Genomic DNA, 10,078 nt, shown 5'->3' on the forward strand with positions numbered 1-10,078 from the left:
GGGGGGCGCGGGTGTGCGGTCCGAAGGACAGGCACCGACGCGGCGGCGGGTCTAACCAGAACAGTACCGCTCCCAGATGCCGGGTGCGCGCCTGTCACATGACGAGCCGTTCCCTCTTCACCGTAGGACGGTGGTGAAGACTGAAGGGACACCTCCGATGCTTGGGAGCACCGTCATGGGAATGTTCCGGTACGGCGAGATCCTGCGGGCCGAGTTCGAGGATCGCACCCTGTGGCATGTGCAGTGGGTGATCGGCGCGAAAATCTGTCGGGGCGAGTCGTTCCACTTCTCCTGGAAGGACGCCGTCAGCTTGGGGAGCGGACGCACCACCGTGTGGATCCACCCGAACTGCTCGATCGTGTTCAAGTTCGACCGCGGGAACCGGCCGCCCCTGAGCGCGGCCTGGTTGAAGGACCTGATGAGCACCGCCAACTCCCACAGTGGCCTGTACGTCACCCCCGAACCCGCGACCCTTGACACCGAACTCCGCGATTCACAGAACCGCACCGATACACCGCAGCACTGAGTCGCGATGTGTGGTGCGCCCGGGAGAGCACCACCCGGTGCGGAAACAGTGCGTTGAGGGGCCCCGCCGGGTGCCATCATGGGCCAATGGAGTACCACGCCCAGTTGCCGGCGAGCGTTGACAGTATCATCGAGCGTTTCGGCCGGTGGACTGCGGGGTACGGTCCCTGGAGGCGGAATGCGCTGGCGAAGCTGAAGGGCGACATGACGAACGTCCGCCAACGCTGGTTGCACGTCAACCCCGTGCAGCTGGCGGAGAAGTGTCGCAACGTCGGTCTGACCGAGGATGAGACGGCGGAGATCGTGGACTGGGTACGTCGGGTCCAACGAGGGCGGCGTCTCGTTGCTAGGCGGTCCTACCGGCATTTCAGGTTCGCCGCGCCGCCGGAAGCTCCACCTTCTCCAACATGAGTGGTCGGTCGATGACCGTCCGGAGGCAGGCGGGCCGCGCGGAGGCCCGCTGACGGTGCCGCTGCGCGGCACAGGAACTCTGACGGATTCTTTGACCTGTCCGGCTGTCGAGGATACGTCGGCTCCGCGTCAGGGGCAACGACTTTCGACGGCATATCCTCCCTCCCGGTGCTCGGTCCGACCCTTCTATGGGTTTCGTCAAGCCATCAGGTAGGTTCGATCCGATTGTGGCGGGCATACTCAGGTCGTGCGATCACTTCCTAAGTCGGCCAATTCGCTGCTCGTGCGGTCTACCCGGTCAGGTTCAGTCGAATGGCAGTCTCTGCTGGCAGTGGTCGCGACGAAAAACGCTGACGGGTTCCGGGCGTACGTCGACGTGGTCGATGATCGACGTTGGTACGGCAAGGATATTGATGCCCTTCGAGCTGCAATGCCGCAAACAGCGTCTCCGGTCTTGTTCGTGGCCGACGAGCGCGCTTTGACGTCACCGGAGTTGCCGATCCTGGTGGTCGACTTGATCCAGAACCGACGGCCTTTCCGATGTGTCGGTGCCAAACTGTGGTCCGTCGACAACAACCTCAACACCTGGAACATGGACTGGGAAGAGTTCGCGGACGCAGTCGACCAGCAGGGTGTCTATCGTGGTTTCAGCTAGACAGCAGACGACAATCACGCCCGCCGGGGACGGATCGCGCCACCCTCCGACGGCGAGATGGTAGCGGACGTTGAAGGCTCCGTTCCCGCCGCTCGATATTTGCAGACTCCGCTCTCGGTCCGCTCTCGCTGCGCTTAGCAACCGCGCACTACGGGCACTGCGCCATCCCCGACCGCTGGTGGCTATGTCAAGGAGGGTCGGCGCTGCCGGGGAATAGTATATTCACCGCGGGATTCTGACAACGATGTCAGCCCTCGTGGTCGGGGAGAATGTGGCCAGCGTGGGCTCGCTTCGATCGTTCTCCAGGACTGGACAGTGGCGAACAAGCGTGACGCGGCCGTTAGCCGGGGGAGGAGCTAACACTTCCGTTACGCGCCCGAAATGCCGGCGAGGTTAGTCTGTCCAGCATGCCGACCATACGTCAGGTTCTGCCGCGGACCGTGCAGAGGAAGCGTCCGCTGGGTACGGAGTTCACGCGACTGGGAAGTGCGTCTGGCGGGCGTTGCTGCCCCGACTGTGGCGAGGTCATGCAGGCGATGAAGGCCGCGTGGGAGTGTCCGTGTTGCGGGTGGATCGAGATCGCTCCGTGGCAGGCTATCGAGGAGAAGCGGGACGGAGGGAGCGCGTTCGCGGTGACCGTGGTCGCGGATTACTGGTGGTCCACCGAGCCGCAGTTGCACAGCCTCGACTACGAGGCGGGCACGTAGCCATGTGTGGCCGGTTTGCTCTGAACGCGAAAGTGGACACGGTCATCCGCGAGTTTGTCGCTGACGGCGGTGACTTCCCCGAGTGGACGCCCAGCTACTCGATCGCTCCGACTGAGGTGACACCGATTGGGCGCGAACGCGCCATCGCCGAGACGGGGTTGTTTCAGCGCACGGTGGACGCTGCGATCTGGCACTTCCACCCGGCGTTCATGAACTGATGCCGGGCCGTGCTGTCGTGGTTGCCGAGGGCCGAAGAGAGGAGACAAACCATGTCAGGGCGCAGAGCGACGATCCTGCCGCTGGGTTCGCGGTGGGCGGTTCTGGCCGGCTTCAGTCAAAACCTGACCGAATACGGGACCGAAGCCGAGGCCATTGACGCGGTAAGGTCCGCGCTCTCGGCAATCGGAGGCGGAGAACTCCTCGTGAAAGACCGCACAGGCGCGATTATCTACAGCGAGGTCTTCCCGCCACACTGAGGCGGCCTCCTCGCGTCGTGCCATGCAACGTCGCCTGGAAATCCTCCGAGCTGAGCACCGCGGCTAGAGCACCAGCGTGCCGTGGAGCAATATCAAAGTGATAGCACGCTGCAACTGCGCGGCGGGGACGTCGAAGCAACTCCCGTCCAGGGCCCCCAGGCGAATCGGCACGGAGGCCAGGCGGAGCCGCTGCGCGGCACAGGAACTCTCATGCGTTTCTTTGACCTGTCCGGCTGTCGAGGATACGTCGGCTCCGCGTCAGGGGCAACGGCTTTCGATGCTTCTATGAAGCTTCTATATCTCGTCAACCCCCGGTTTGGTGTTTGCGGCGGCGTTGAGGTGTCGGTAGATGCTGCGGGCGAGGTAGCGCTTGAGGATGCGTCGGATCTCGCGGTCGGTCTTGCCTTCGGCGCGTCGCCGGTTGACGTAGGCGCGGGTGCCGGGGTCGTGGACCATTCGGATCATCGCGATGACGTTCAGCGCTCGGTTCAGCTGTCTGTCTCCGCCGCGGTTCAGTCGGTGTCGTGTGGTGTTTCCCGAGGATGCCGGGATGGGATTCACCCCCGCGATGGCGGCGAAAGCAGCCTCGTTGGCGACTCGGCCAGGGTGAGACCACGCGACGAGAGTTCTCGCTGCCGTGACCGGCCCGATGCCAGTCTTCTCGAGCAGTTCGGCGGCCGGGCTAGCTTGGACGAGGTCGCTGATGCGCCCCATGTTCTGATCGAGCTCGGCGTCGAGCTCGAGGATCCTCTTGGCCAGACGGATCGCCTCTGCCCGGGCGGTCGCGGCGGCGAGGTGCTCGTCCCGCGTCCGCCACCGTGCGACCTCAGCGATCCGGCGAGCACCGAGGGGACGACGGACGTCGAGGCCGAGGTCAGTGATGCGGAGCAGGGCAGTGAGGGCGTTGACTGCTCGCGTGCGCTCACCGGCGAGTTCGTCGCGAACGGTCAGGAGGATCTGCGTCGCGGCGCGCACGCCCTCGTCTTGGCGTGGGTTGCGCAGTTGATCGGTCGGCAGGGCGAGAACCGCGGCGGCGATTCGATGTGCGTCGATCGGGTCGGACTTGCCGACACCTCGGCGGCCACCGCTCATCCGGGCGGCCTCGACGACGCGGTAGCCGGTGTCGGTGACGTTGCGTGCCAGCTGCGCGCCGTAACTGTTGGCTCCCTCGATCACCCAGAGGGCGTCGGCGACACCGCTGGCGCGGCGCCCGGCCCAGGAGATGGCGCGGGAACGACCTGCCGTGGTGTTGGGGAACGTTTCGGTTCCGAGGTGCTCACCTGTTGCGGTGAGAACTGCGTAGGTGTGGGTTCGGGCGTGGGTGTCCACGCCGATGACGAACGGGTGAGTGTGCGCGACAATGGTGCTCACAGCGGTCCGGTCCTTTCCTTGAGATGGGCGATTGGCTCGGTCGCTGACGACCGGCGCCGGCCCGGAGAGGATCACTTCGGGGCATACCTGTGATGAGCCACGACCGCGAAGTCGGACATGCTTCTGATCAAGCCACTGAGGTGGGCCGGGAAGGCGTCGGTCACCCGCCGCAGCCGGACAGTTCATAGGCAAGGCACCCCGCGAAGGGGCCACGTTTGTCATGAGTCACGACCGCGGCGGAGCGACCAACGCCAACCCTGCCAGCCAGTCCCGGACCAGCCGCCTCTAGATTCACAGTTTGTCAAGCGGTCCGGGATGAGTGGTCGTCGGGGTGGTTTCCTTCCTCCGACGGCGAGAGGGTAGCGGGGCGATGACGACTCCGTTCCTGTCGTTCGCTATTTGCAGACTCCGCTCTCCGCTGCGCTGCGAGCTCCGCTTATCAACCGCTCACTCGGGCACTCCGTCCTCACCTCCCCGCGTGTTCAGCCGATTGTCGGAGCAAAGGTGACGCTCGAGGAGGATCCATCGGGTGCGCTTCCATAGAGCGCGTTAAGCGTGCGGTAGAGGTGCCGGGCGAGATAGCGCTTGATGCAGCGTCGGACTTCGCGTCGGCTGCGTCCTTCCGCGATGCGTCTGTCGAGGTAAGCCTTGGTGCCGGGGTCGCGGCTCATCCGCGTGATCGCGATGTAGTGCAGTGCTTTGTTCAGGCGCCGGTCTCCGCCTCTGTTGAGGCGGTGCCGGCTCGTGTTGCCGCTGGAGGCGGGGATGGGGTTCACGCCGGCGAGAGACGCGAACGCGGCCTCGTTTCGGACCCTGCCGGGGTGGGACCAGGCTGCGATGACGACCGCTGCGGTGTATGCGCCGATCCCGGTCTCCTCCAGTATCGGCGCGGCCGGGCTCGCAGTGATCAGTTCGCTCAGGCGCGCATGGTTCGCGATCAGCGTGTCGTGCAGCTCCCGGATCCGCCGCGCCAGTCGGATGGCCTCGTCTCGCGCGGTCGCGAGGGCGAGCGGCTCGGAACGGTGCTGCCACCGCGATACCTGACCGATCTGAGCCATGAACAAGGGCTTACGGGCGTCGATGCCGAGGTCGTTGGACCGCAGCAGCGCGGTCAGCGCATTGATGTTCACCGTCTTTTCCACGGCCATCTGGTCGCGTGCGGATACCAGCACCCGCAGCGCCTGACGGGTCCCATCATCGGCGCGGGGAAGGCGCAGCCGGTCCTCTTCCAAAGGCAGCACGGCGGATGCGATCTCGCGTGCGTCCAGCGTGTCTGACTTGCCGACCCCGCGGCGGACCTTCGCGCTGATCCGGGGCGCCTCGACCACCGCGTATCCGGCTTCCGCAACGGAGCGGGCAAGTCTCGCCCCATAGGTGGCGACGCCTTCGATCGCCCAGAGGGCCTCCGCGTCACCTGCGGTCAGGCGACCGATCCAGCCGATCGCGCGGGCGATTCCCGGCGGGGTGGTGGGGAATTGCTCACAACCCAGCAGCTGCCCCGACGCCGTCCCAATGACGGCATAGGTGTGTGTCTTCGCGTGGGTATCCACGCCGATGACGAACGAGCGAGAATACGCGACGATAGTCATTGCGGATCGATCCTTCCTCGAATGGAACATATGGGCTCGGCCGCGCGGCGGCCGGCGCAGGTCCGGGAGGAAATCACTTCGAGGCATCACTGTGACGGGCCACGACCCCTGAAGGGTCGAGCAGGCTTCTAATCAGGCCATCGACGTGGGCCGGGAGGCGCCGGCCGCCCTCGCCCAGACGGGCAGATCGAAAGAAAGGCCCACCAAGGGCCAGCGGCATATCGAGCCACGACCAGACGAAGACGACCAACACCAACCCTGCCAGCCAGTCCCAGACCAGCCAAGGTCAAGACTCACAGACGGCATATCCTCCCTCGCGGTGCTCGGTCTGGTATTCCACGTCCGTTGCCCCTTCTCGCTCCGCTGGCCGTTGCTCCCTCGATTGCCGGAAGGCAAGAAAAACGGTTGATCAGGAAAGGGCAGAGCGATGGCTGAGCAGATCAAGGTGTACACCACCGGCCCATCATGCGCCCGGTGCACGCTCACCAAGAAGGTGCTGACAAGCAAAGGCATCGAGTTCGTGGAGGTGAACATCCGAGACAACGAGGATGCGCGCAGCTACGTGGTCGAGGACCTGGGGTACTCCGAAGCACCTGTCGTGGTTGTCACCGACGAGGACCACTGGAGCGGGTTCCGTCCCGACCAGATCGACCGGATCGCGCGTCACCGATAGAAGGAGAGCACCCATGTCCACACGCACTATCGCCGGAAACCTGGCAGCCGACCCCGAGGTTGTGCAGGCAGGCCCATCCAGATCATCAAGCTGCGGATGATCGAGAACACGGGGGAGTACCGGCAGGGCCACCACACCCCAACAACCCACTTCGTCCAAGCCCGGTTCGAGCTGCGCGAGAGCGCGGTGATGTGATGGAGTGGCGTGGGGGTGGGTCGGTTCTAGACTGACCGCGGGACGAGATACGGAGGATCGTGCCATGGCGAGCGCCGTAGCTATGCGCCGGGAGTCCCAGGGCTTCCGCTACGAGGCGGACATGATGCCGATCCTTCGGCGCGCCCTTCCGCGTCTCGCATTCAGGCGTGAGGCGAACTCGCCCGTTGAGGTTTTCAGCGAGGTTCCTGCGGTGCACGGCATTCCCGATCTGGCGGGTATCCGGTTCGACTTCGAGCGAATCGCTGCGCGCGCGGCGCTCGGGATTCGGCCCTTGACCACAGATTCCGAGGTACGGGCTGTGCTCGCCATCGGGGATGGAGTGGCTACGACGCGTGAAATCTCTGAGCGCACGCGCATGTCCGCCGACTACATGCGTCGTGCCGTCGCGCCGCTCCTGATCGAGCAGGGATGGCTGGAGTGGACTGAGGATAGCCGTCTCCGACGCCGCGCCGGGGCGCAGTGGGTTGGCAAGCGCGTCGTCACTGTTGAAGCCAAGCTCCACGACTGGCGACGCGCGCTGACTCAAGCCCGCCGCCAACAGCTCTCGGCTGACGCGGCGTACATCGCCTTGGACGCTCGCGCGATCGGGCGCGTAACTGAGCACCTTAGCGAGATCGCACGGGGCGGCGTTGGGGTCATCGCGGTCCATTGCGACTCCCAGCGTGCCCGTGTACTTGTCCGGCCGACCGCAATACTGGATAGCCGCCGAGCGGTGGGGAGAGCACTCCTCGCGGAGCGCAGTCTTGAGATGATGCTTCGCGGCACCCGCGAGGGGCAGATCTACCCTGTCTTCGGCTGGACGGCACCGCACCTCACTTGAGGCGAGGCATCCAGACCGGGAGGTGTAGCGGGCGGTTGATCCCGCCCAATCGGTCTGTCAGCGAGAGCGAGTCGACGAACTTCTGACCCTTGCGCGCCCGCTGGTACGCCACGACGTTCGGGCGCTTGGCGGCGAGCGTCGCAGTCAGATTTCCCACTGCCGCGACGTAGTGGAGTCCCGCCACCTCGGGCGAGTGGCCGTCGGCGTCGATCTCATCGAGGTACGGCGTCGCGTAGGCCTTGTGTCCGGAGAGCGCGCGGATGCGTTCGAACTCGTTGTGATCCATCGTGTGCAGAACCGTCGGATCGAAGATGCGCGGGATCGGAGCGGGCGGCGGTCCCTCTCGTTTGATCGCCATGATCTTCTGCTTCGCGAACGCTTGCTCGGGCCACGCCTGACCCGTCGAGAATCCGTTGGCTCCCAGTGCCGTCGCGAACCAGCCGGTGAGTCCCGTGTTCGGAAGGTACAGCCGCTTGTCTTCGAGCATGCACTCCCGCGCGAGTGTCTGATAGCCAGCGAGGATCGCATCGTCGAGGAGCTGGCCGTATCGCGTCGGAATCTCGGGCCAGTAGAACCGCAAGTACCAGTCGCGCTCGTTGCTTTCGACGATCTCGTTCAGGAGCGTGTTGCGCAGGGTCCGGTCGGAGAGCCATCGAGAGTCGAGGGTGAGGTTCACCCACATGGGCGCATCGCCGGCCTGCTGACGGCTCTCCTCAACCCACTTGAGGGTGTTGCGCAGGGCGACCGCCGCGTTGACTTCGGATACCCAGCCCGTTGCGGAGAGGAGCACCGACGCGTCGTGATCCCGCTGTGCGTCGAGCATGGTCTTCACCCACATCGCCGACACCTTGGCCGGGGGAGGTGTGTGCAGGTGCTTCCATGCGGCGGCTGTGGCCTTGAGCGCGGTGGCCTCGGGCCATCCCGTATCCGGGATGCGCCACAGCTCCGGATCGACGATTCGAAGGGGAACGTGAGCGACCTTGCCCATGAAGGTGCGCGCAGTGTTTGTCGTCATCGCGGGCAAGCGCATCACCGTTCCGAGACCAAGGTCGCCCCCGTGACTCGACGCCAGGTGATCGACGACTTCTGGAAGCCGCCCGCCCTTCTGGTGGCTCCGGTGCACGAGCAACACTGGCACCTTGCCGCTGAGAGTCTTCTTGAGGGAAGCGCCCGCCCAGGTCGCCGATTCAGAGCTGGTAGCCATGTCAGTTCGCCCCCCGCAGTGTCTTCAGTGCGCGTGCGGCGCTTCCCCGGGCGCCCGGAGGGTCGGGAGTCAACAACCGGATCACCACCTCGGCCAGATCGTTCGGGACCTCGGCGGGAAGCGGCGGTGGTGGCACCGAAACCAGGTCCACCAACTCCTCGGGTTCCATCGCGCGGATGTCCACGCCCTGAAAAAACGGATGTGTTCCCGTCAAGAGCTGGTAGAGGATGACGCCACACGCCCAGTTGTCGCACGCCTTACGAGCTTTCTCGCCCTGAAGCTGTTCTGGGGCCATCCACGGGATACTCCCGACCATGGCCGGGTAGTTCGTCATTGTGTCGCCAGTGAGTGACCGCACCAGGCCGAAGTCAATGAGTACCGGCTGTTTCCACTTGCCGTCCCGCAACATGATGTTGTCAGGCTTCAAATCTCGGTGGATCTTGTCTTTCGCGTGCAGTTCCACGACCGCTTCGAAGAGTCCTTGAGCGAACTTGCGTATGTGCTTGTAGCTGGGGCGTGCCCCAGCTCTCAGCGCCTGCCCGGCGCTCCCCCCATCGATGTACTCACAGACGATCACATGGTGTTCCTCACCCTGAAAGGTGATCGTTTGGACGCTGTGCAATCGAACGATGTTGTCGTGATCGAACTCGTTGAGGTTGCTGGTCTCGCGCGCCAACAGGCGTGGGTTGAAGAACTCGGCACGAAGTACTTTTACGGCGAGCGGCTCGGGGATCCCGTCGAGGTCGAGAGCGCGCCAGGTGTCGCCGAACGTCCCTCTCCCCAGAAACGAAACGGATGATGCACCTAGCGCGACGGCCAGCTCGTCCTCAAGCCCCATAGAGGGGAGTCTGCCTCACCTCTATGGGGCTACCCGCTCTTAACCGCTCGGCGCGTCGTCCTGGCTCGCCTGGCGAGACGCCTGCGCGGAGCTCGGCATCCGGCCCAAGACCCGTCTCTATCGGCCACAAACGAACGGGAAGATCGAACGTTTCCACCGGACCCTCGCGGAGGGATGGGCGTTCAGCCGGCACTACAACTCCGAATCAGCCCGCCGCCAGACCGATCCTGCATTCCGTCGACGCCCATCGCGGCATACCGCTGCGCCCACCGGTTGGCGGTCGGCCACGACACGTGGAAGAACACCGCCGCATGAGCGACCGGCCAGCCATCATCAACGATGAGTTTCCCGATCCGCAGACGTTGGATCGGAGTCAGAGCAGCATTAGCGTGGGACACGAGGACCTCCTGGTCGACGAGACGGAACCTGAACAGCTCCACTCTCGACCGGAGGTCCTCCTCGCACCCGAACGACTACAGCGAGTCGTCACACATCAACCAACGTCCCTGGGCAGTCCTCCTGATATGTAGTGCCTTCTTGTCAAGAGGGCATGGTGAGGCGCCGTCCGGGATGTCCCGGGCGGCGCCTCTTGC

Annotated in this window: 13 protein-coding genes and 1 pseudogene; 9 read left to right on the forward strand and 5 right to left on the reverse strand. The window is 64.8% G+C overall.

The window, feature by feature from the left end; genetic code table 11:
* Positions 1-175: 175 nt before the first annotated feature.
* From ACPW96_RS22285 to ACPW96_RS22310, 6 genes are all read left to right on the forward strand, one after another.
* Positions 176-526: a hypothetical protein gene (locus ACPW96_RS22285; protein ID WP_425885847.1), complete on the forward strand. Its 351-nt coding sequence runs from the start codon at positions 176-178 to the stop codon at positions 524-526.
* Between the two features lie 86 nt (positions 527-612).
* The gene (locus ACPW96_RS22290) at positions 613-936 is read left to right on the forward strand and encodes a hypothetical protein (RefSeq protein ID WP_425885848.1); all 324 of its coding nucleotides are present in this window, start codon (positions 613-615) and stop codon (positions 934-936) included.
* Between the two features lie 247 nt (positions 937-1,183).
* A complete protein-coding gene (locus ACPW96_RS22295; protein ID WP_425885849.1) occupies positions 1,184-1,591 on the forward strand; it encodes a DUF6924 domain-containing protein in 408 nt (135 codons plus the stop codon).
* 527 nt (positions 1,592-2,118) lie between these two features.
* A complete protein-coding gene (locus ACPW96_RS22300; RefSeq protein WP_425885850.1) occupies positions 2,119-2,298 on the forward strand; it encodes a hypothetical protein in 180 nt (59 codons plus the stop codon).
* A gap of 32 nt (positions 2,299-2,330) precedes the next feature.
* Positions 2,331-2,516, forward strand: a complete 186-nt coding sequence (locus ACPW96_RS22305) for a hypothetical protein (RefSeq protein ID WP_425885851.1) — start codon at positions 2,331-2,333, stop codon at positions 2,514-2,516.
* A 51-nt stretch (positions 2,517-2,567) separates the two neighbouring features.
* A complete protein-coding gene (locus ACPW96_RS22310) occupies positions 2,568-2,774 on the forward strand; it encodes a DUF2188 domain-containing protein (RefSeq protein WP_425885852.1) in 207 nt (68 codons plus the stop codon).
* A 294-nt stretch (positions 2,775-3,068) separates the two neighbouring features.
* Here ACPW96_RS22310 and ACPW96_RS22315 read toward each other — a convergent pair whose 3' ends face one another.
* Complete coding sequence (locus tag ACPW96_RS22315) at positions 3,069-4,145, reverse strand: IS110 family transposase (protein WP_425885853.1); 1,077 nt, start codon at positions 4,143-4,145, stop codon at positions 3,069-3,071.
* Positions 4,146-4,627: 482 nt separating this feature from the next.
* The gene (locus ACPW96_RS22320) at positions 4,628-5,734 is read right to left on the reverse strand and encodes an IS110 family transposase (RefSeq protein ID WP_425885854.1); all 1,107 of its coding nucleotides are present in this window, start codon (positions 5,732-5,734) and stop codon (positions 4,628-4,630) included.
* Positions 5,735-6,161: 427 nt separating this feature from the next.
* Between ACPW96_RS22320 and ACPW96_RS22325 the strand changes: the two genes are divergently transcribed.
* Positions 6,162-6,407: a glutaredoxin domain-containing protein gene (locus ACPW96_RS22325; protein ID WP_425885855.1), complete on the forward strand. Its 246-nt coding sequence runs from the start codon at positions 6,162-6,164 to the stop codon at positions 6,405-6,407.
* 259 nt (positions 6,408-6,666) lie between these two features.
* Positions 6,667-7,443, forward strand: a complete 777-nt coding sequence (locus ACPW96_RS22330; protein ID WP_425885856.1) for a hypothetical protein — start codon at positions 6,667-6,669, stop codon at positions 7,441-7,443.
* On the opposite strand, the gene ACPW96_RS22335 is transcribed toward ACPW96_RS22330, so the two are convergent.
* Complete coding sequence (locus ACPW96_RS22335; protein WP_425885857.1) at positions 7,436-8,458, reverse strand: hypothetical protein; 1,023 nt, start codon at positions 8,456-8,458, stop codon at positions 7,436-7,438. The genes ACPW96_RS22330 and ACPW96_RS22335 overlap by 8 nt on opposite strands.
* Positions 8,459-8,648: 190 nt before the next feature.
* Positions 8,649-9,485 carry a serine/threonine protein kinase gene (locus ACPW96_RS22340; RefSeq protein WP_425885858.1) on the reverse strand — a complete coding sequence of 279 codons (837 nt, stop codon included), beginning with the start codon at positions 9,483-9,485 and terminating at the stop codon, positions 8,649-8,651.
* Positions 9,486-9,591: 106 nt separating this feature from the next.
* Here ACPW96_RS22340 and ACPW96_RS22345 point away from each other — a divergent pair.
* Positions 9,592-9,693: pseudogene (locus ACPW96_RS22345) on the forward strand (IS481 family transposase); the annotation flags it as partial.
* Here the strand turns inward: ACPW96_RS22345 and ACPW96_RS22350 are convergent.
* Positions 9,668-9,925 (reverse strand): helix-turn-helix domain-containing protein, encoded by a 258-nt coding sequence (locus ACPW96_RS22350; protein ID WP_425885859.1) that lies wholly within the window; start codon positions 9,923-9,925, stop codon positions 9,668-9,670. The pseudogene ACPW96_RS22345 and the gene ACPW96_RS22350 overlap by 26 nt on opposite strands.
* Positions 9,926-10,078: the final 153 nt, after the last annotated feature.

The sequence above is a fragment of the Micromonospora sp. DT81.3 genome, from assembly GCF_049847225.1.
Classification (GTDB): Bacteria; Actinomycetota; Actinomycetes; order Actinomycetales; family Microbacteriaceae; genus Microbacterium.

Bases quoted from the DNA above. Each gene is read 5' to 3' on its own strand.
- ACPW96_RS22285 (WP_425885847.1), top strand. From the start codon at position 176: ATGGGAATGTTCCGGTACGGCGAGATCCTGCGGGCCGAGTTCGAGGAT.
- ACPW96_RS22290 (WP_425885848.1), top strand. From the start codon at position 613: ATGGAGTACCACGCCCAGTTGCCGGCGAGCGTTGACAGTATCATCGAG.
- ACPW96_RS22300 (WP_425885850.1), top strand. From the start codon at position 2,119: ATGCAGGCGATGAAGGCCGCGTGGGAGTGTCCGTGTTGCGGGTGGATC.
- ACPW96_RS22310 (WP_425885852.1), top strand. From the start codon at position 2,568: ATGTCAGGGCGCAGAGCGACGATCCTGCCGCTGGGTTCGCGGTGGGCG.
- ACPW96_RS22320 (WP_425885854.1), bottom strand. From the start codon at position 5,734: ATGACTATCGTCGCGTATTCTCGCTCGTTCGTCATCGGCGTGGATACC.
- ACPW96_RS22325 (WP_425885855.1), top strand. From the start codon at position 6,162: ATGGCTGAGCAGATCAAGGTGTACACCACCGGCCCATCATGCGCCCGG.
- ACPW96_RS22330 (WP_425885856.1), top strand. From the start codon at position 6,667: ATGGCGAGCGCCGTAGCTATGCGCCGGGAGTCCCAGGGCTTCCGCTAC.
- ACPW96_RS22335 (WP_425885857.1), bottom strand. From the start codon at position 8,458: ATGACGACAAACACTGCGCGCACCTTCATGGGCAAGGTCGCTCACGTT.
- ACPW96_RS22340 (WP_425885858.1), bottom strand. From the start codon at position 9,485: ATGGGGCTTGAGGACGAGCTGGCCGTCGCGCTAGGTGCATCATCCGTT.